We start from the raw sequence: 21,700 nt of genomic DNA on the forward strand, positions 1-21,700 counted from the left end.
TTTAACTAATCCTGATTAAGCAACAAAAATCTTGTTGGCTACTACGAAGTTTGATGCATCAACGTTGTTGTTAGAAGCTTCATTGCTTTTAACAGTCGCACTTCTGTTCGCTGTTAATACTGCAACATTAAAGAACCCGTAACTGCTAGTAGAGTATAAATATTTACCCGTCCAAGACGCCATATTGACGTTAGACTCAACAAATAGATTTACATTGCCAACCATAGAGTCGCCCCGAACAATGGCCGATGCCCCAGACACAGTTACATTCGACAATCTAATATTTGCAACTGGCGAATATGTTGCGAACTTTGGCTCAACTAAAGGTGAATTAACTACTATACTGCCGCCACCGTTAAAGGTAATGTTATTGCAACCAACCATAAATCTATTGCTTATAGTTAAAGTAACACCGGCGTTAATAGTGAAAATAATGTTCTGAATATTATTCAGTACCGAGAAATCATAACTTGCTGAAATAGTTAAGTTGTTGGTTATGTTAATTACACCATTCCAGTTCGAACCAAGTATCCTGATAGCCTCTACCAAATCAGATAAACTTTGTACAGCGTTACTGGCACCCAAACCGATACCCTTACTTCCTGAACGTGATGCGTCCATATAGATTGGCAGCTTAACAACGTTCTCACCTTGCAATCCGACTTGCTTCATATTTCGCAAGTCAGATATATGGAATCCATTTATTGCTTTATATGTTGGCACATTAGATATTTTGAGAAACGCTGTGTTCGTGTATTGGTCGTAAGGAACACCGTCCAATAGATTAAACAATGAATTGTCTCCATAGTACGATGAACCATGTAAGTGTACATAATAACCCTTATCGCTAGCCATACCGCAACTGTAAATAACTGACGTACCTGCACGTAATTGCATGCTGCGGATGTTACCCCAGTTGTATACATCTAACTTACAATTGTAAACAATCCAATCATGCATCATAATATCATTCGGGCCTTCGATATGTGGTGTAAACATCGAAAAGCGTCCGCCAAACAGCATATACGGTGCACCCCACCCCTCCGTTACTGTGTCATAGATAGATACGTCTGCACCTACTGCTGTGATCGCTGAAGTTAAACCCTGCTTAGATACCGGTAATGCACTGTGACTGTAAACCAAACCGTCTGTAACCGAACTAGCTGCTGAAGATACTTGTCTATTGATATAACCTTCCCTAATAACTACGGAACCAGTTGATCCAGCCAAGTAAAGCCCTTGATTGTGCGCTAAGATACGTGGTCTGTCGAATACTAAATTCCAAGCTGTGCAGCAAGTAATGCCTACTTTTGGAGAAAGATCGTCTGGATTATAGTCCCCCCACGACGCTTGTTTCTGAGGTCTCGCCCATGATCCAAGCGTTCCGATCGCTACATTTATTTTTCCAGACTCCGTACCAAATGCGTTAAGGCCGATCTTTGTTTTGCGTCTGGTAACCAAGTTAAATCTGTACTCACAGCCGCGTACCATAGAGTGCGTGTTCACATTTGCCGAGTAGGAGAAAAACTCCGTACTGTCTGAAATCAACACCCAACTATTGTTTACATACTTGAACATCGGTGTGTACAGTGCAGCTACCTCTAAGTTATCGCCATCGTAAAATAATGTGGCTCTGTTTTTTTGAGTTACGACATCTGGTCCTGCAAAATAATTCAAGTTACCTTCGCAAGTTATCGTGCCTTTACATGGTAGACGCAGCGGTTCTGTATAGCGGTAGCATCCGCGAGGCAAGTGAAATGTCAATGATGGTATTGCATGCTGTAAGGCATTAGGGTCTGTTGTTCCGACTTCTGGATTGAAGTGGTGGTTAAAACAGTTGTATAAAGCTTGGTAATCATCTTTAACACCGTCACCTACAGCTCCAAACCATTTCACATTAATAGCAGCGTTGTTAGTTACCCGTACCCAGCCGTTAAAGCAAATGCCACCATCATTTTTGTTCGATTTAGTTGCGTCGTATACAAACTCACCGCCACCTTCTAAAATCCCTTGCGCAGCATCATAATGTTTTACGAAAACCTTAGAGCCGTTAGTTGGATTGGAAATAGCTAGCATCTCGCTAATATCTTGCAATCCACTATTGATTTCTTGTTGGTTCTTACCTGTTGAATCTTTAATCGCACTCGCTGGATGCGCCTCAGCCATATCACGACCTGCCAGCTCGTTATGGGTTACAAGCTCAAGCTTCGCCGCTATTCCTGGGGGAATTTTGTCCTTGCCGTTAGACCCTTCGTATACGGTACCGGTAACCGATAAACCCTCTTTCCCGTAAGCCGTTGACGTTCCCCGGAGTATGCTGCCCGCGGCTAAGGCCGCACCGGCCATGCCGAAGGCCGTTAGTAGCTTTCTGCGGCTTACATGGATACCGGCCTCCTCCGGCCGTTCCTGCTCCAAACCTTTCCCCGCTTGCTGCTCCATCTTTCCTGTTTGTAAAATAAGATTTGTTTCAGCAGCATTTGCCAGTTCGATAAGGATACGCACGGTCATATTGATGCCAGTTGACTGCGTCGGCAGTGGTTTTTGCTGTGCAGGGTCAACATGCCCGATTGCAATCATTGCACCTGATCTGTCATAAATAGCAATCTCTCGAATGGTAAAGCCGCCAACATCTGGTGGAATAGCGGACTCAAACATCAATGTATTTGGTGCCTGCTCACGAATTGGAGTAGAAGCAGTACCACGCCAAACTTCATTAGCCAATGTCGCCATATTTTCAGTCAAAACAGGATATGATCCATTCCCATCACCCACAGCCACATGAGCAATTTCAAGCTGATTTTCAGGGGTTGCACTGGCTAATTTGGCTTTGCCGATTACAGTTAAAATTGAACCAGTCATTTTATTTATTCTCCTCATCTAAGCCGATTTTTGAAAATCGAAGAACCCCAGCAAGTATGGGATATTTCGCTGCTTGCCCCCCCTAAATCTGCAGGCACCACGCAAAGTTATCCACAACCGCCGAATGCCTTGTCCTGACAGGGCTCGGGGCGGTTTGTGCATCTACGGACTGTCGAAACCGGGTCTTGCTCCCCTGGAGCGGGCTTGCGAGTACGGGCAGCAGTCCCGCCGCACCGCTTGCAACCGATGGCTTCAGTATGAATGTTTAAAAGCACTTTCAAGTTGGTAATCGCTTCTATATCGGCATGAGAAATGTATGCGTTTACATTCATTATAGACGGTTCTTTCGGAAAAACGCGCCAAATTGATCGTGGCCCGGGTCAATTATATTAGGGGGATTTATAGACGAATAAAAAATACGAGATTCGACTCCAAATCAAAGGTATTCGGCATCGTTGTCTCGTACTTCTTTTGGCAGACGACTGAATATTCTGGATTCCGTAGGACGGGAGACGATTCGTACGACGTTAAAAAACGAAACTTAAACCTCACATAAAGAAACAATGGTGCACGACTGAAAACCTACACCCGGTTTGTCCTTAAAAACCGGCACAGACACCGCATCCCAGTCAGGTATTTTCCCCGCCGCCGCTCGGACGTGGCCGCTCGGGCCCATGAACATCGCCGCCGTCTGGCTGTCGGTGAACAGATTGATCGGACTGCTGTACTTGTTGTTCGGCAGCCCGTCAATCAATCAAAATCTTAGCTTCGTTACCTAACGCCTAGGCCGATCCCCTGCGATTGACCGTTCCTCCGGAGTAAGAGCTGCTGGAGAGACGCAGCCAAGTTCCCGAATACGCAATCCCGAATCGTCCTCGACATCAGCGGCGACGGGCCCGATGACGACGATTCTATCTGATCCGATCGATACGTTGCCGCTGATGGGGACTATTCGTTACTTTTTCATCTGAATCGCTTCGGCGATCTTCTTGGTCGCTTGCTCTTCGGCGGTCCGCAGAGCCGAGTTCAGATCGGTTTCGCCGGCAATGACGGATAGGACGGCGTTGTTCATCGCGCTTGTCGCGTTCGAGTCAAACACGCCGGCGCGGGCTGGCGCAGCAGGCTTTAGTGCAGCGATCGCGCTAACGTTTTTCCCTTTCCACTGCGCTACGTTGCGGCCAAAAGCTTCTTTCACCGCCTGGCTCTTCAGCGGCGTAATCGCGGCAAAGTCGGAGGTGATCGCCGTTTGCACTTCATCGGTCAAAAGCTGGGCGATGCTTTGGAACGATTCATCCCGATGCTGGCTCGTCGGGGCTACCGTAATAATGACCGGGTATGGCTGCGAGCCGACGCCCGGCAAGCTTTTCAACTCTGGCAGGCTGACCGCGTCCCAGTTCATATTTTCCTCAGGCTTCGGAGCGTCAGAGTTCATCGCCAGGTACATGGCGCTTGTCTTCTCTTTGACGAAGACGTTCCGCGCATCGTTCATAAGCTTGGCGTTTAAGCCCGGCGCTTTATACAACGGCAGCAGCGTGTTAATCCACGATTTCCACTGGTCGGTCTGCAATACGGCTTTCTCGCCCTTCTCGTCGGTATACGGAATTGAAAGCGGATTACCGACAAGCAACGGGTTTGAGTGGGCGACAAATCCGCGGTACTGCACGCTGCCATCGGTTCGCGTCAGCTTCGTCGCAACATCCGCCACTTCTTCCCAAGTCATATGATTTTTCAAATAAGGAACGCCGAATTTATCGAAAATATCTTTATTGTAATACAGCGTCAGCCGCAAATCGTACAAAGGCAAGCCGTTCTGGTGTTTCCCGTCCACCTTCGCCGCTTCTACATATGAAGGCTCGAGTCGGCTGAGATCGAACTTGTGCTTCGCGATCAGATCCGAGATATCGCCGCCGTACAGGTCGAGCAGGCTGGCGCGGTAGTTGTTGACGGAGGAAATAATCAGGTCGACTTTGCGCTGCTCCGTAACGAGATTTTGCACATTGTTTCCGACGCTCTCCACCACTTCAAACTCATAATGGGGATACTTTTTCTGAATCTGACTGCCGTATCGGGCCATAAACCATTCCATGTTACCGCCCTGTGGCGTGATGACGAGCAGCTTGACCGGTTTCGCCGGTTCCGCAGACTTATTGCCGCCCGTTGAGGCGTTCCCTTCCGTTTTCGCGCCTTCATTCCCGCCGCCGCATCCGGCAATCAGCAAAATGATGACCATCACAGCGGCTAACGCCGCACCGTTCCATTTTTTCATATAGACCCACCCCATTGAATAAATTGGATTGCTTGAAACTTGATCTTACAACTTTGTAACAATGTGGTACCGTTCGCTTACCTTCTTGGACTCCATCCAATGGGGCAAGCGGAAGAAGCGTCAAATCGAGCTGCAATTCCTTAAGCAAAAGAGCGAGAGTCCGGACTCCATTCTCGCGATAACGCGCCGATCGATTCGACTTCCATCCGGTCCGGCTCGACTTACGACATCGAAGTAACCGATTGAATGTCGGCCCCTCACCCGGACGAAGCACGTCAATCTGAGACAGCTCATGGTAGTGCCTCCATCCAGAATTTGACAGCGCTTACATAAAGAAAAAAATCCTTGACATGTTGTCACCGTATAGCGCCCCCTTCACCCAGCAGCTTGCGAATCACTTCTTGCTTGCTCGAATTCGGATCCGTACGACGATCTCCACTTTGTCTTTTGACCGCACAAAAGCCGGATCACGCGCCTACAAAATCTCTCTACCTCCAAAACTACCGATCTTCACTTTGTTTGTCATGAGTATGCTCCCTTCGTTGCCCATTTGGCTTATCGTCCACTCAAGCACTCATCGTGTTGCAAAGCCATTATCACACATGGACCATCGGACAAAAAGCACGAATTGTGCAGTCGAGTACACATATCCTCTGCACTTACGAAACGCCTGCAAAAATTCGTATTGACTGCGACCCGATACCCCCTATAATGGTAGCAAGACACCGCGTAGTACAGCCTCTTTTCGAAGGGGTATCAGGTGAATATCGGTAAAGGAAGGGACTCGTATGCAAGGTTCGCCAGATGCTTTCCGTCTCGTTCATTTGCTCACGACACTGAGGCTGTCCGAATTCGAATGTGGGACTTCCACGCTAGGCACGCATCCCGACAAAAGCTACTACACCTCCATTCGCATCCAGCCGTGGGCGCTGCTGACTCAAATTACCGGTGGGCCTGTACAAATTACGTTGGAGCATGAAACGTTTATCGTGAATCCGGGGCAAGCGCTGTATATACCGGCCAATCAGCCTTACACGTTGCAACTGATCGACCGCGACGTCGTCTCGCACTGGCTTAATTTCAATTTCACTGTATTTGAACATTTTCCGCTGCTCGATCTGTTCGATGTTCCTTATGTATCCCCTGTATCCATTGGAAACGAGGTAAGGAGGCTGCAAACGCAAATTAACGAGCTCGTTCATGCTGAGCGGTCTGATCCCGGCGAGCTTATGCGCACAACCAGCCTTGTGAAGCAGCTCATGTACGTCGTGCTGGAGCTGGTCATATCATTTTCTCGCTACAAACCCGGGGGTATTGAGAGAATCAGTAAACTTCAGCGTTTCCAGCCGGTACTCGATTATATCGAAAGCCATCTGGATGAGAAAATAATCATATCCCAGTTAGCCGGCCTGATGTTCATCTCTACATCGCATTTCCATAAAGAGTTCCAAGAGGCGTTCGGCGTTTCTCCGTTGCAATATATTCAATCGCAGCGATATAAGAAAGCGCAATCGTTGCTGGCTACTTCCGATTTGACGATCCATGAAATCGCAAATCGGGTCGGCTATGAACAGCCGTTTCCATTTATCCGCTTTTTCAAATCGCTGTACGGTTCAAGCCCCGGCCATTACAGGAAAATGATGATCGAGCGGTTTAACTAAGATGTTTCGCCATTTGACTGTTCCATTGGGCATCGTATCTGGCAAAAAAGTGAGATCGACCTTGTGTCCCAACTCGAGCAAACGTTCCTTTAGCCCGATAAATACCTCCTGGATGGTCGTGCTGTACCGGGACGTCGTCACCAACCATCGAATAGCCGCAAGTGAAGAATAGCAATCTTTGAAAACGAAAGAGAATGCTTTTTCAAATATGTCGCATTTACCTAACAAAAAGGAAGGGTTCCCCCTTCCCAGAATGGAATGGCTGTCTATGGATTCAAAATAAACAATGAATTTACTCCAGTTGTTTTAAGTAAGGTATGTTGCGCAGCAGTAAATCTGCGAATGCCGCGTCAATATGTTTCCCGGACTGGCTTTGAACATGTTTTTCCAAATCTTCCCCGGAATGGAGTGTGAACAACTCAACGTCCCACCCGAAACCGCCTTCGCATAGAAAGCCGGCACGACCTCGACGCTCTGCTCCTTCGCAGCGGTCAAGCAGCCGCCGATCTCGTTGCGAACCATTTCCAACCGTCTAATGTCGTCGCCGCGCTTTATCAATGTTTCGTTCCGCTTAGTCGGTTGCGGTCAGTCTGCCTGACGGTTGTGTTTCCAAGCAAAATAGATCATGATGGCGGCTTCCGCGCGGTTGCTAGCGTTACTGGTCTGAAACTGCCGTCCTCATGGCCCTGCATCAGGCTCGCGCCTTGCACCCTGCCGACCGCATCCGGCCAGATTGTCCCCTTTGCCCTCCACGTTATCCCGGGCAAACAGAGCTTCAATGCTTTCACGAGCCCAGTTGGCGGAATCAAGACCCGTTATTGCCGTTGTTGATTTGCTGCTCATCATTTATACTCCTGCCAGCATCTATATTCTACTCTCGTTGACCGGTTGTAACAATTATCATATTTTCTAATTTTGCCTGTCGTCTTATCTGTTCTATAAATCATTGTTCTTACTACTGTAACAAGCTTTGCATTGTTCACAGATGCAGGCAAATATTTTACATCCGAAGCTTACTTGCCCTCTGAGATGCGAGAATGCTATGTTCTCCGGTTCTATATACTTTTTGAGATGCCTAATGAGATATTTCATATTTTACTTCTGAATAATTGTGTATCATTAACTGTTCCTGTATAAGATCCCCAGTTCGTTTATTAATGACTCTTCTCCATATCTCGTTCTCTCTAAAGTTCTTCCCTTCTTTATGATGAAATTGATGATTTCTTTCTTCCAAATGGTATGAAAAGGGTAACTCGTTCTCACAAAATACAATTCCTTTTAGATGCTGATCGGTTAACCACACACGAAATTGAAACTTATGACTGGTGGGGTTACAAAAACGCAAATCAATGTAATTATAAAATACGCTTGCACCGCTCCCAAAAGGTAAGACTCTATGCTCATCCGGAAATGGATCAAAACTATGATGATGTCTTTCCTTAATTTCTAACGGTGTATGTAAGGCAAGCCAAAAAAGTAAATTAGCTAATTGACATAACCCTCCCCCAACACCTGTTTTCACTTCGCCTTGAGATAACAGCAATCCTTCAATATATCCTTTGCTTGCTTTAGGTTTCCCAATTAAATGCCAAAAAGAAAATGTTTCACCTGGGTTCAATACAATACCGTCAATGGATTTTAGAGCAATACTTAAATTTGTAATTTTATTTTCCTGTAACCTAGGGTCAGATGTTCCCAATTTTCTCCGCAAGAGAGATTGATGCCGTTTTATGACATAGGGAAATTTTTCAACTATTCTTTCATTTGCAAAATTCACGAAAAAATTACGACTGGTTCTCTTCAAGCGAAGCTGAAGGATTCGAAGTCTATATACCAAGGGTAATTTAACTAAGACCTGTTTGATCATTGGCCAGCCACCTATTAAAAATTGATTTTTCGCATGCCTGCCCGTTCGTAAGAAAAGGCTGCCGAACTGTTGGCGGCCTTGAAGGTGTTTATTTAGCAAACGTTCCCTTTAGTTGAAAAATAGGTTTTAGATTCAATACCCCCAAATCAACTGCCGTCTCCATATAACCAACTATCTGATCAAATGTAAATATACTTAGCTTTTCATTTATGACTTCCTTATCGTACTCCATATCTCCTAGTACATAAGGAATGAATGCCTCGACATCTTTGGACTTAACCTCATGTAAATCAAAAATTGTTGGAATATAACAAAGCGTTTTTCTCAATTCATCTTTAAAACCATAGTATTCCAATAATTTTCCATTTAGTACTCTGAAATCATTATGGTATAAATGCAATACTTCTTTATTAACTTCCATTCTGTTTCTCAACCAAGGCAAATAAAAACCTTTCAACCATATATGATCTGCGATTAAATGCGTAAAATACCCCAATATATAATGACTTTCTTCTTGCGAACTATATTTATATAAAAACCCTTTGTAGTCAATACTTCTTGAATAATCTCGTACATCACCTATAAAGAAGTGTGATGCGTCTTTAGGTGAAACAGCATCTGGAGCAATGCTTCCAAGTAAAAATGGTGTTCTATCTTCTATTGACAAACACTCTGCAATTCTATTAGCAATAATCACGTGCATTATTCTTGAACCCACATCATCGTCCTCCCATCCTTTAATTAACAAAATAATATTACCATCATTTCCCTGAAGGCGGTATGCTGCCCGTTACTTCGATACAATGAAAGAGGAGTCGCCGCTTGGCAAGCTCCTCCGCAATCAGTTCTCCGTTAGTTTCTTAATTAAACTTACTCGAATTATATCATCCCAAATTGGACCACGCCGAACCACATGGTACCCAATTTTTTACCTGTATATTGACTAATATTAGCTTCAATATATGGGAGAACTAGTACATATCGAATTATGCGTTAATATCCAGTCGTAAAAAACACTCGCTCCCCTTATCGAGAGCAAGTGTTTTCGTCATTTATCGATTCGTTACTTTCACAATCATCTTCCCGCTGACTGTCGTGCCGGCATCGTTGATCAATTCGCCTTGATACTCGTATGTGCCAGCCGGTCTGTTAGCGATGGCCGTTACTGCCGATTGCGAACTCGGCGTATGATCGGCAAGCGCCCGCGTATCGATCAGAACGCCGTTCTCATACAAGCGATACGTCGTGCCGTTCGTGCCCCACCACATATTCATGGCGACTTTGTAGTTTCCGTCGCCGTCCCAATTATCGTGGGAGAGCACCGGTACGGCCGGCGACGCTTGCGTGACGGTTACCGTATGAACGTCGCTTCTCGTCGTGCCCGACGCATTGATGAGCTCCGCAAAGTAGCGGTACGTGCCATTCTTACGGTACGTCACGGACGTCACGGTTGATTGAGCATTCGGCGAGTGGGCCGTAAGGGTTTGCGTATCGATCAGGACGTCATTCTCATAAAGCTTATATGTGCTGCCGTTATTCCCCCACCACATATTCATCCTCACCGCATACTTGCCGTCTAGAATACCATTGTCATGCCCATTGTCATCCGACAGGTAGGGCTTTCCCGGGGCTTCTGCCGGATTCGGCGGAGGTAAACGCTTGACCGTCAACTCCCCGCTCCCCTCGCTGCCAAGGAAATATGCGGCATCGTTCCGGCCGAACGAAACGTGTATCGGGTAAACCGTATCCTGCTCGGCACTCGCCGCCAGTTGGATATTGTAATTCAGCGCCGCTGCCCCATTCGCATCGGTTACCGCCGTTCCGACCGCATTCCCGTTCACGGCAAAGGATACGCTTTCCCCGGCAACCGCCAGGCCGTTCTTATCCCGGAGCGCCGCCCGCAGCGTCACCGTTTCGTTAACTTGCCCTGCTGCGTTTGAAGCCTCCAATAACGTGCTATGGAATAGCTTGAACGTGACCGTTCGCTCGGTCATGTTCCCTGCCTGATCGGCGGCTTGCACGGACAAAGTATGACTCCCTTTGACGGTTACCGGCGTACCGGATGTCCAGGCTTCGCCGTTCAGCAAAATCCGGACGCTTTGCAGATCGCCGTCTTCGTCTTCCGCCTTCACGACCGGAACGGCCGTATCCGTGTAGCTTTGCCCATCTGCGACCCCTTCGATGGCGATGACAGGGGCGGACGGGTTTTTGATCCATTGAACGGTTCTGTACTTTTTGGGATCCTTCGTCTCCCCGATTCCGGACCCCCACTCGATCCAGCCTTTCCTGCCGTTACCGTCGTTGTCGTTGACCAGCAGCGAGAAGCCGATGACTCCATCCTTGGCAGGCTTGATCGGCGCAAGCTCCGACCAAGGAAGCGCGAGCTCATAGACCGTAAGCTTCTGTTCTTCGTCTCGCGCAATTTGCAAGGAACCGTTCGTTACAATACCCTTGTTGGCGGAATCGGGCGTCATCCAACGGTAAATTTGCGGTCCCTGCGGCGTTTGGGACAGCCCGTATTCGTACCATCCCAAGTTCTCCCCCGGGATACCGGCTATCGCGGCAAACTGGATGCTGTCGTTTTTCCATATTTCTTCTCCGCTAGCGGGAGCGAAATGTACGTCGTCTTTGATGGTCGCGGTCAGGTAGAAGTTGTCCCGATCCCAGTTCAACCAGACGCTGCCGTCCAAATCCGCCGGACCCGAATAGTTTTGCAGTTTCTTCGTTCCCTTCGACAGCTCGATGAATGGCGGCGCCGCTACGATTGCGGAATCTGCCGCACCGTCAACCTGTACCGTACCGGGAATAACCGGATTGAAATCCAGCTTCCCCGCGTACACGAACGGCTCTTTCCCGTCAAAACGGACGGTCACTTGGGCCTGATAGCTGACCCCGAAGTCGAAGCCGGCAAGCGGAATATCGAATGTCCGCTCGGAGCCAGGCGGAACGACCCCGGACCATTCCCGGCTGCCCGACTGGGAACCGAGCTGCCAATCGGCTGACTTGACGGCGAGCCCTTGCACGTTCGAATAGTTGCGGATCTGCACCTTCAACGCTTCGCTCTTCGTATTTACGTCGGAAATGATCGGGACGATACGCGCTCCGTAGGAAGGAAGCGTTCGGACCGCATGCTTTAGCCTGCCGACTTTGCTTCCGTTTACGGTCAAATCTCCGGTTACATACCGGACGCCTTCCCGATCCAAGCCCGGCAGAGCGAACGGCTGCATTGCCGTCTGGCCGGCTTCCGCGTACAAGGAGAAGGACGCCCCTTCCACGTCGAACGAAACGGCGAGAGGCGCAGCTTCGGCATTGTTCATCTCCACCTTCAGCGCGACGGGTTCCCCCGTTACCGCCTCGTCCCCGGTTAGAGCAAACGTCGAATCGGCCGAAATGCCGTCAATGTCGCTTTTGATGTAGATCGGTTCTCCGGTAAGCGTTACATACACTTTGCCGTCTAGCGGCGTGAACGTTTCAGTATTCCCCATCATATCGGCTACTTGAATCGGCGAATCTGTATGAATCGCTGCCTGTACGGGGGCATTGGCCCAGACGATCCTTATGTTCCGGCCGTCTTTATCGAACTTGTAGCTGGAAATGCCCGGGCCGAACGATTCCCGTTCCACGAACCGAGCGCCGATCAGCGCTCTTGTCATCGCCGCGTAAGCCGCATAGGCAGGCTTTGGCGTAAACTGTCCTTGCGGGTCGTTCGCATTCCGAAGGAGGCCGAAATTTTCTTCGTGATAGTCGGCTTTCATGCCGTCGTTCATCAAATCGTACCAGAATACTTTTTCGACGCCCTCTCCCAGCGCCTGGACATGCGTGCGTACCACATAATCGGCTTGCGTATTTTCGGTAATGCCTATGCCTCCGCTATACGTAGGCCAGCCGATCTCCGTAAACCATAGCGGCTTGAGCTGCCCTTGATTATATTGGCGGATCAAGCTCTGCGTATTGCGCACGGCATCTACGATTCCGTCCGGCGGTCTTTGGCTCTGGTAAGGATGGATCGAAACGGCGTCCATATACTGAAGCCCGCCGAGCTTGAACACTTCCTCCATCCAGCCCAGCGGCGTTCCGGCCGTTGCCATCCCGACAACTGTTACGTCAGGTCTGGTGGCTTTTATCGTCTCATAGGTTTTCTTCAGCAGCTTGTAGTAATAATCGGGACGGGAGTCCGCGGGACCGTTTCCTCTGTCTCCGAAGCCGCCGTTAAATTCATTGTAAACTTCCACCCATTCGATCTGATTTCCGTACAGGTCCAACAAGGCCTTTCCGTAATCGGCGTACCCCTGACGTCCCGCGTCCGTATACGGCGTACTGTTCTGATCGTAGAACGGATTCGTATAGTCCAAAATGATGAACGGCTTCAGGCCGTCCTGCTGCGTTCTCTGCATATAGGCGTCACGGTTCGCAGGCTTCCGGTATTGCCCTTTTTCATATTCGACCGCTTCCCACGGAATTTCATCGCGGAAGTTTTTGGCCCCTGCACGGCTCAGCAGCTCGCTTAGCTCCGGGGTCCACCCTTGCGGGTTTTCCCATGCAAGATGTGTCGATATGCCGAACGGAGAACTTGCCGCTGCGGTCGGGTCTGCATCGGTTAAACGGGCAAACGAAACGTCCGCGCTTTTGATCGTTTGGCCGCCCTTTTCGGCGGTAAGCGTTAGTTTATGATAGCCGAGCTTCTGCAAGGGAATCGTCAAGTTCAGCAGCCCGCCTTGTACGCTATCCCTTCCTTCCGCTACCTTATGATCCAAATGGTCATATACGCTCCAGCTCACCGTATCTCCTCTTGTCGCGAGCGGAAAGGCCACGGGTTCGCTTTCCAGGAAAATATTGCCCATACGAACCTGCTGGACGGACAAATCCGGCAAGGCAGCAGTCGCCACAATATTGTCCAACCGGATGTCTCCGCCCGATTTTCCGCCGGTCAAGCCGGACTTCTCCAACAAAAATTCGATTTGCTGGGCGGGACCATGCCATTTGCCATCATTCGCCCCGCTAAAATAAAGATAATTTAGGCCGCCGTCGAATTTAAAAATCTCTAGCTTCTGCCAGTTGGAAGTCGCCGCTAAAGCTATTTTCTGCTGATGCACCTGCCCTGTCGCATCCTTCACGCGCAGCGAGATCGAAGCGGCATCCGCCGTTTGAATCCAAAATTCCAGCTTCTGCATATCGATAGGCGCGAAGCTTCTGCCCAGCGTTATATATTTGCCGCCGCCGCTGAAATCCCCCCTCAGCTTGGCGGAATAGGCTCCGGCCTTGAACGCGGACGCATCCCGCACATATTCGCCTTTGGCTCCCGGAAAGTCGGTGCCGAGGCCTAATTTCCATATATCAAAAGCGTTCTCGAAGCTGCCGATCGCGGCTTCCCATAGAGGCTCCTGCTGCGGAACCGTCGCCGAGATCTCGTCAAACCGCACGTCCCCGCTTGTTTTGCCCCCGGTCAAGCCGGACTTCTCCAGCAAAAACTCGAGTTCCTGAGTGGGACCGTGCCATTTGCCGTCATTTGCGCCGCTGAAATAGAGATAGCCTAGCCCGCCGTTAAACTTGGTTATCTCGACCTTTTGCCAATTCGCGGTTGATGCCAAGGTAATCCTCTGCTGGTGCACCTGCCCGCTAGAATCCTTCACCCGAAGCGTAAGCCAAGCGGCGTCCGCCGTTTTCACCCAAAACTCGAGCTTTTGCATATCCAAGGGCAGGAATCTTTTACGCAGCGTCACATATTTGCCGCCCGCGCTGAAATCGCCGCGCAGCTTCCCGGAAAATGCCCCGGATTTGAACACGGACGCATCCCGGGCATATTCGCCTTTGGCTCCCGGGGCTTCGGTTCCGAGGCCAAAGCTCCAAACCTCCTCATCGGTTTCAAAACCGCCGACGGTTACGTTCTGTAAGGAGGCTTCAGCCGCATCCGCCGCCTTCGTTACTCCCGGCACAAGCCCGTTCCTTGGCCAGGCAGACAAAAGCAGAACCAGTACCAGGCTTACCAACCACTTTTTCCGTACCACATCCATTCACTCCCTTATGCGTTTTTTAGGTTGCACCCCAAAGTAAGCGCTTGCAAAATAATGCCGTATCATCGATGCGCCTCCTGCAAACCATGCCCCTTTCCTCCGCATGAACCTCCAAGGATAAACGCCTTGCGGCGTCTTTTTTACGCCTTGCGTTTACCGAGACGATGAACAATCAGCGGAGATATACGTTCTGAATCGTGGACAACAAAGGCATTCCTTCCACGCTACCACTCGAGCGCCAAGCTATCCCCCTCTCCGCCAAGCCGGTTACCGTCGCTAACCTTCATCACGCCGACCCAAAGCGCATCATGCTCATCCGAAAAGGTGAAGGTGACCTTGCGGCTGTCCGGACTAAACGACGGATGCGGATGTCCTGGATGGACGCCGCGGCACGGAAGCTCGCAGAGCAGCTCGGATCGTTTCGTGGCCGTATCGATCAACACGATTTTGGACTTGCCGGGCTCCTGTGTATCCGCAGCCGCGTAACGGCCGTCCGGACTTATGCCGACATGCCAGTACCTGTAATCGCCGTTAACGAATTCGTGCCTTTCGCCCCATTTATCCGCGAAATAGACGCCCGCCGGTTGATCCGGACTGTGCGCATATTTCACGAAATATAGCCCGCTGCCGTCAAACGACCATATTTCATGTCCTACATACTCCACATGCCGTCCACTTTCGTCCCTCTTCTGCGGGAAGATGTTGCGCGTTTCTCCGGTTCGCGTATCGATTACCCATAACCGGTCCGGTATATGCTCCGTTGCTCCCTCATGGCAATAGAACACCATCTCGGGATCGACAGGGCTAACCATCGCATGATTCGCCACCGGGTACGGTTCGGCAAACAGGGGGCGAATCGCTTCCCGCACTTCCCCGCTCGCCGTATCGACGGTGCCGATCACCCAGCATTTCCCCGCCGCCGCCGCAGCCTCGGATGCCGGGCTTCCCTCCAACGCCGCCTCGTGATTCAACTCGCTCCAATAGACGCCAAGCGTTCTGCCGTCATTCGTAATCGACAGAGGCCCTTCGATGACGCAATGCTCCTTCAGCCTGCAAACCGTACGCCGTTCGCCGCTCCATGCGTCGATCGCGTACAGCTCGTTCCGGTCGAACAAATACAGAACGTCATCGCACGAAACGACTCCGCGCCCCCAAGCGAAGCCTTCCTCGAGCACCTGCGCATCGCCCGTTTCCGTATCGAAGCGCACGACGCTTCCCGTCAGCTTCTCCCTGTCGATACCGGCGTGCACGATCAAGTGCCGGCTGTCCGAAAGCCACGTCATTGCCGTCATGTAATGATGAGCCGTATCGGTTCCTTCAAGCCCGACCGCAAGTATGGGCAGTCCCGTGACGGAATCCGCAAACGACATCCGTCTTAGCATGTTATCGCCTCCTGTTCCTGCATGTTCACCCTCGCCAAAGCTCCCCCAGCCATCGCAATACGGAAAAGAGAAGTGGATCCGCAAGTCGAATCCACTCTGAACTCCTTCCAAGCATCTTCGGAAGCCGTTCCGCATTAAGCGAAGAACACGCTACTTTACCGTCACCTTGGAAAGCACTTCCTCGTCGAACTTCTTCGCCGCGGCGTCAAGCAGCGCTTTGACATCCGCATTTTTGTTGGTCAGCACCTCTTGCAGAACGTTCGTCAATGCCGCATACGTATCCTGGCCGTTATACGAAGGCTCCGGAACGCCTTTCATCAGCTTGGCGACTTGCGGATCGAACCGGTAGACATTATCCGGATATTGATCGACGAGCGTCGCGATTTTCTTGCCGTGTTCGGAATCCGCTTTGTAATAAGCCGGAGCCCCGTACAGGTACACCTGGCCTTTGGTTTTCCGTTCGTCCAGAACCCGCTTCAGCTCTACAACCTCGCTGTCGTTAAACAAATCGAACGTCATGTAATCGAATGCCGCTTGCTGCACCTCCGGCGTTTCCTGCGGGTTGACGACGTCATAGTTGCCGCCCAGTACGCCCGTATGATCGCCGCCCTTCACCATCGACGGCACCGGGAGAATCATCAGATCTTCTTTTTTCATGCCGCCGTTGTTGACCGAGTCCTCGATCTTCTCGCCCATTACCATAGCGGCCCGGCCTTGCTTGAACAAATTGTATACATCGCCGTAGTTTAAAGCCCAGTTCTGAGGGAGCGCGTCGCCTTCCCATCTTAATTTCTTCACGAATTCCATCGCTTTGACGCCGGCATCGGAGTTGAAAGCGGACGTTACTTTGCCGCCGGCCACATTTTGCGCGGTTCCTCCAGCTGCATACAAGAAGTTCGTCCAGTTCCATCCTCCTTCATTGCCTTTGGCCATCATGGCGAACCCGGCTATTCCTTTGGCAGGATCGGCAGTCGCTTTAGCCGCCGCGTAGAAATCGTCCCAGGTCCAGTCCGGCGTCGGCAGCGGAACGCTTTTGGCTGCAAACAGCTTTTTGTTGATCATGACGGACATGATATAACCGTTAGCCGGTACCGCATACATTTTGCCGTCAATCTTGAACGGGCCTGTCAGCTTATCGTTAAAGTCGTTGGCATGCTCATACTTCGCCAGGAATGGCGTCAAATCCGTCAACCACTTGCGTTCCAGCAGCGTCTTTCCCTCGGTAGCCGGCGTACGGAACCAGGAAGGCGCTTGATGGGCGGCCATCTTGATGCCGATTTCATTCGGCGAATATTGCCAGTCGTTCTTTTTCAGGGTCACGTTCGGGTATTTCTCTCCAAAGCGTTTCATCTTGCTGTTCACCATATCGATTGCCGCGAGATTGTCGGACTTCGGAAACTGGACGGTCATCGTGATCTCCGGAGCTTTGGCCGCCGCGCTCGGGCTCGCCGAAGGCTGCTTCGTTGCCGCACCTCCGCCGCTTCCGTTATTTCCGCTATTGCCGCCGCTCCCGCAGGCGGTGGTCGCGATCATCGTCAAAGCGAGGAATGCCATCATGCCGACTTTGTTCTTTTTCAATGTTACTGCCCCTTCCTATTTATGAATAATGAAGACAAGTTCATCATACTTGGCCGGTATGACGGAATCGATGACGGATTCAAGGATTGTGATGATGGATTCACCTGGACTATCCTTTGATCCCCGAGAGGTTAAGACCGTACATAATGTTTCTCTGAAAGATCAGGAAGAAAACGAGCGGCGGAACCATGACGACGGTCAGCACGCTGAACTTGACGTTCCAAGACAGATTGAACGATTGAACGATGTTGCGGTACACGACGGATGCGACCGGATATTTCTCGGGTGTCGTCAGCACGAGAGACGGCCAGTACCAATCGTTCCAGGTCGATGTAAAGGAAAAGATGAGCAGCGTAGAAAATACGGGTACGGACATCGGCACCGCCAGCCGGTAAAAGCAGAGCAATTCCGACGCTCCATCGAGCCGCGCCGCTTCGAATAGTTCTTTGTTGATTCCATCGAAAAAGCCTTTGAGCAGCATGATATTGAAGGCATTGGCGCCGGCAGGCAGCCAGAACGCCCAGTAGGAATCGATTAACCCGAGGCTTTGCAGGTTTAAGAAGCTTGGAATCATATAGGTTGCGCTAGGGATCATGAGCGTGCTCATAAAAAAGAGCGTGATCCCCTTGCGGGCCGGCAGCTTCATTTGGGAAAGGCTGAAGGCAGCCAGCCCTACGACAAGCAAAGGAATGATCGCATTCCCCGCAAAAAGAACCAGCGTATTCCAGGAAGCCCTAATCAAATCCACATACTTGAATCCCTCCGAGTAGTTGCTCCACTCGAGCTGCTGCGGGAAAAAGCTTGGCGGAAACGTGAAAATTTCCTGTTTCGTTTTGAACGAAGAGAGAATCGTCGTTCCGAACGGGTACAGCATCGTCGCCGCTAGCGCGAGCAAGGCAAGCAGCATGAGCAAGTATCCGGCACGGACCGGTTTCTTTTTGAAATCATAAGCAGACATGATACTGCGTTCCCGGTTGCTCATGCTTCTTTGCTCCTTCCTTGGAAGTAATAGAGTACGATGGACAGCGAGGTGAGCACGAGAAACATGAGAACGCCCATGGCCGATGCTTTGCCGTAATTCAAGTTCGTAAAGGCTTCATTGATGATCTGGTACATATACGTAAGGGTCGCATGGTTCGGGCCGCCGCCTGTCAGCGCCATATGCGTCATAAAGCCTTGCGACGTGCTGATCAGCTGCAGAATGAACAGCAGCATATAGAGATGACGAATGCCGGGAATCGTAATATGGCGAATGCGCTGCAGAACGCCCGCACCGTCAATTTCGGCAGCCTCGTATAAATCTTTGGGGATGCCTACGATCCCGGCCAAATAGATGAGCGTCGCCCCGCCGAATCCTTGCCACGTTTCGGCGAGCACGATCGACAGCATGGCCATGCTTTTATCCGTCAGCCACATGAACGGTTGAGCGCCGAACCAGGAAACGATCTGATTCGCCGGCCCGAGCGGATCGTACAGCCATTGCCACATCCCGTATAGCACCACGGCCGGTACGATATGCGGCAGGTACACGATTAAACGCATCGCTCCTTGAAACCACCGCAGCTCGGATATCGCAATCGATACGATACTGGGGACCCAGAACCCGATCAATACGCATAGAAACATATAATAGATTGTGTTCCATACGGAAATACCCAGGATATCGTTCGTTAACACCTCACGGTAGTTGGTCAGCCCGATGAAGGTGCTGCCGCTTACGAAATCGACGTTCATAAAGCTGTACATGACCCCTTTGGCAATCGGCGTCCAAAGAAACAAACAAAATACGAGAATGGCCGGCAGCAGGAAGAGAATGCCCCATAAGTAATCCCTGCATTTCTTCACGAACGGGTTACTCGTCTGTTTGGCGCTAACCCTTAAAGCCTGTGTGGACACCTCCCCACATCCTTTCTGCGATTGGTATACGTCTTATTGTAAAGACTACCGCTCGGCGATCCCATGACGGCTTCTCCGCACTTGATGATCGATTCTCTTCAGATAGGAAAACCGTCCGGAAGATCACCGGACGGTCCTATGGAGTATGGCTGTACGATTGCGCATTGGGGAGGGAAGGGGTATGGGGGTTCAAACGCTCTTGAAATCGTGTTTCATTGAACTTGTTTAGCGGTAATAACACGATTTCAAAGGCGGCCCATAGCGAAGCTCCTTTGCAGCCCCCCCCATACCCCTTCCCTCCGTTATCCTTTGCAATAGGCAATTTGCCCGCGAGGGAAGAACGATCACTCGGTATACGCGGCGATTTCCTCTTCCGACCGGATGACGGGAAGCTCGATCAGCACTTTCGTTCCGCCTTCTTCCCGCGCGAAGTAAGTTAGTCCATACGCATCTCCGAATCGCAATCGGATGCGTTTATGCACATTCCGGATGCCAAAGCCCTTGTCAGGATCCGCCGCGCCCGACAGAAGCGCGTGAATCTTCTCCAAATCCAGCGGCCGGAAGCCGTTATCCTCAATCGAGATAAGGAGAGTGCCTTCCGACACCTGAATGCCGATCCACACTTCCCCTTCCCCGTCCATTTTTCCGATGCCGTGGAGAATGCTGTTTTCGACGAGGGGCTGCATGATGACTTTAGGCAGGAGGCAGCCCTCTATGCCTTCTTCCAGATGAATGTGAAAGCGAAACGAATGGCGATACCGCTTTTCCTGCAGATGCAGGTACGCTTCCACGTGATTAAGCTCTTCCCGTATCGTAATGATTTCTTTGCCCCGGCTTAAACCGATCCGCAGCATCGTCGACAAATCCCTGACCATATCGGCGACTTCCGGCACCCCTCCCCGTATCCCGTACCAATAAATGGAGTCCAGCGAATTATAGAGCAAGTGAGGCGTTATTTGAGAGTGCAACAAGATCAGCTCGGATTCCTTCTGCTTGATTTCCATTACATACTTCTCTTTGACCAATTGGTTCAACCGTTCCGTCATCATATAAAAATACCGGTACGAGATCCCGATTTCGTCTTTCCTTGCCTCTTCCGCGGCCCTTTCCAACTCCTTCCCCGGGACATAGGAACGGGTGAGGCTCGCCAGTCTCGCCATCGGTCGTAAGAAAGACTTGACCAAGAAGAAAAGAAAGAACAGGATCACGATAAAATAGCAGATGGCGGTAATCTGGATGATTTCCTGTACGTCATTATAGGAGCCTAACAATGAGCTCAATGGAATCTCGTAAACCAGTCGGTTGCCGTACGAAGCGCTGTCATGATAGACATACATATGACTATTCGTGACCCACACGTTCGGCAGCAGCTCTTTCCCGTTCTCCGGGACGGAGAAGGTTACGGCACCGGGCTCCGAACCCGCCAGTACCGCACCTCCGGCATCGGTCAGGAATACTCTCGAATGATCGGGGAGCTTGATGGCATTCATTTCCGCAGTCAGCATGCTCTCGATCTCCGTCGCCGCAAGTATGCCGATCGTGTCCCCGCCGCTGGTAAGATCCGTCACCGCTCTAAAATAAGCGACGGTTTGCTGCGCGTTCGGATTGAATCCGAACTTCTCGATCATTTCTACCAAGCCTCGCCCGTTCGCCTCGGCCGCTTTTTGGAGCCAAGCCCTTTCTTTCAGGTCTTGAACGAAAAAAACGCCCGCGCCCGATACATCGGTTGTAGGGGCAAAGTAATACTGTACCGGCCGTTTCGTCAGCACGAACAGCGAGTATTTCACACCCGAGGAGTAGTTGCCCAGCACCTTCTCCGTTGCAATATATTTTTGTACGCGCTGATCCGAAGGTAACGAGCCGTCATCCTTCCATTGCTGCATGAGGTCGGAGCTCATAATCGCCACCAGCTTCTGATCGACGGCATCCATGACCCTGTCCATCGTCGCATGATTTTGTTTATTCAATTCGGACAGGGCTTTTCCCACCTGCATTTTGATGGCAAGAGAAGCCCGGCCGGAAGCGAACCAGAAGACGAGCAGCATCGGAACAAGGATGAACACGATGACAAACAGCAAGGCCTTTTTCGTTAATCGTTGCGATTGCGTTCTTTTGAACAATGGCTTTCATCCCCGTTTCACGCAACCTTCTCGGCGCTGATAAATAGGCTTAAGGAAAAT

At 50.4% G+C, this 21,700-nt stretch carries 12 protein-coding genes and 1 pseudogene; 1 reads left to right on the forward strand and 12 read right to left on the reverse strand.

The window, feature by feature from the left end; translation table 11 throughout:
* Positions 1 to 15: 15 nt before the first annotated feature.
* The 3 genes from ACKGJP_RS31140 to ACKGJP_RS31150 all read right to left on the reverse strand — a co-directional run bounded on the left by ACKGJP_RS31140 (position 16) and on the right by ACKGJP_RS31150 (position 5,125).
* Positions 16 to 2,859, reverse strand: a complete 2,844-nt coding sequence (locus ACKGJP_RS31140; RefSeq protein ID WP_409342634.1) for a phage tail protein — start codon at positions 2,857 to 2,859, stop codon at positions 16 to 18.
* Between the two features lie 541 nt (positions 2,860 to 3,400).
* Positions 3,401 to 3,613, reverse strand: a complete 213-nt coding sequence (locus ACKGJP_RS31145; RefSeq protein ID WP_409342635.1) for a hypothetical protein — start codon at positions 3,611 to 3,613, stop codon at positions 3,401 to 3,403.
* A 201-nt stretch (positions 3,614 to 3,814) separates the two neighbouring features.
* The gene (locus ACKGJP_RS31150) at positions 3,815 to 5,125 is read right to left on the reverse strand and encodes an ABC transporter substrate-binding protein (protein ID WP_409342636.1); all 1,311 of its coding nucleotides are present in this window, start codon (positions 5,123 to 5,125) and stop codon (positions 3,815 to 3,817) included.
* A 788-nt stretch (positions 5,126 to 5,913) separates the two neighbouring features.
* On the opposite strand from ACKGJP_RS31150, the gene ACKGJP_RS31155 reads away from it, so the two are divergent.
* The gene (locus ACKGJP_RS31155; RefSeq protein WP_409342637.1) at positions 5,914 to 6,786 is read left to right on the forward strand and encodes an AraC family transcriptional regulator; all 873 of its coding nucleotides are present in this window, start codon (positions 5,914 to 5,916) and stop codon (positions 6,784 to 6,786) included.
* Between the two features lie 306 nt (positions 6,787 to 7,092).
* Here ACKGJP_RS31155 and ACKGJP_RS31160 read toward each other — a convergent pair.
* From ACKGJP_RS31160 to ACKGJP_RS31200, 9 genes and pseudogenes are all read right to left on the reverse strand, one after another.
* Positions 7,093 to 7,347 (reverse strand): annotated as a pseudogene (locus ACKGJP_RS31160) (M81 family metallopeptidase); the annotation flags it as partial.
* A gap of 514 nt (positions 7,348 to 7,861) precedes the next feature.
* Positions 7,862 to 8,653 (reverse strand): VanW family protein, encoded by a 792-nt coding sequence (locus ACKGJP_RS31165; protein WP_409342638.1) that lies wholly within the window; start codon positions 8,651 to 8,653, stop codon positions 7,862 to 7,864.
* An 88-nt stretch (positions 8,654 to 8,741) separates the two neighbouring features.
* Entirely contained in the window at positions 8,742 to 9,371 is a 630-nt protein-coding gene (locus ACKGJP_RS31170; protein WP_409342639.1) for a zinc dependent phospholipase C family protein, read from the reverse strand.
* Positions 9,372 to 9,705: 334 nt separating this feature from the next.
* A complete protein-coding gene (locus tag ACKGJP_RS31175; protein ID WP_409342640.1) occupies positions 9,706 to 14,658 on the reverse strand; it encodes a sugar-binding protein in 4,953 nt (1,650 codons plus the stop codon).
* Between the two features lie 230 nt (positions 14,659 to 14,888).
* On the reverse strand, positions 14,889 to 16,046 hold the full coding sequence (locus tag ACKGJP_RS31180; RefSeq protein ID WP_409342641.1) for a TolB family protein: 1,158 nt from the start codon (positions 16,044 to 16,046) through the stop codon (positions 14,889 to 14,891).
* Between the two features lie 150 nt (positions 16,047 to 16,196).
* Complete coding sequence (locus tag ACKGJP_RS31185; RefSeq protein WP_409342642.1) at positions 16,197 to 17,624, reverse strand: extracellular solute-binding protein; 1,428 nt, start codon at positions 17,622 to 17,624, stop codon at positions 16,197 to 16,199.
* 109 nt (positions 17,625 to 17,733) lie between these two features.
* Positions 17,734 to 18,606 carry a carbohydrate ABC transporter permease gene (locus tag ACKGJP_RS31190; protein WP_409342643.1) on the reverse strand — a complete coding sequence of 291 codons (873 nt, stop codon included), beginning with the start codon at positions 18,604 to 18,606 and terminating at the stop codon, positions 17,734 to 17,736.
* Positions 18,603 to 19,520, reverse strand: a complete 918-nt coding sequence (locus ACKGJP_RS31195; protein WP_409342644.1) for a carbohydrate ABC transporter permease — start codon at positions 19,518 to 19,520, stop codon at positions 18,603 to 18,605. Before ACKGJP_RS31195 ends, ACKGJP_RS31190 begins: the two co-directional genes overlap by 4 nt.
* Positions 19,521 to 19,864: 344 nt before the next feature.
* Positions 19,865 to 21,640: a histidine kinase gene (locus ACKGJP_RS31200; protein WP_409342645.1), complete on the reverse strand. Its 1,776-nt coding sequence runs from the start codon at positions 21,638 to 21,640 to the stop codon at positions 19,865 to 19,867.
* Positions 21,641 to 21,700: the final 60 nt, after the last annotated feature.

It is taken from the genome of Paenibacillus litoralis, from assembly GCF_046244365.1.
Taxonomy (GTDB): Bacteria; Bacillota; Bacilli; order Paenibacillales; family NBRC-103111; genus Paenibacillus_V.

Excerpts from the sequence above, each read along its gene's own strand:
- ACKGJP_RS31140 (WP_409342634.1), bottom strand. The coding sequence starts at position 2,859 with ATGACTGGTTCAATTTTAACTGTAATCGGCAAAGCCAAATTAGCCAGT.
- ACKGJP_RS31150 (WP_409342636.1), bottom strand. The coding sequence starts at position 5,125 with ATGAAAAAATGGAACGGTGCGGCGTTAGCCGCTGTGATGGTCATCATT.
- ACKGJP_RS31155 (WP_409342637.1), top strand. The coding sequence starts at position 5,914 with ATGCAAGGTTCGCCAGATGCTTTCCGTCTCGTTCATTTGCTCACGACA.
- ACKGJP_RS31165 (WP_409342638.1), bottom strand. The coding sequence starts at position 8,653 with ATGATCAAACAGGTCTTAGTTAAATTACCCTTGGTATATAGACTTCGA.
- ACKGJP_RS31180 (WP_409342641.1), bottom strand. The coding sequence starts at position 16,046 with ATGCTAAGACGGATGTCGTTTGCGGATTCCGTCACGGGACTGCCCATA.
- ACKGJP_RS31190 (WP_409342643.1), bottom strand. The coding sequence starts at position 18,606 with ATGAGCAACCGGGAACGCAGTATCATGTCTGCTTATGATTTCAAAAAG.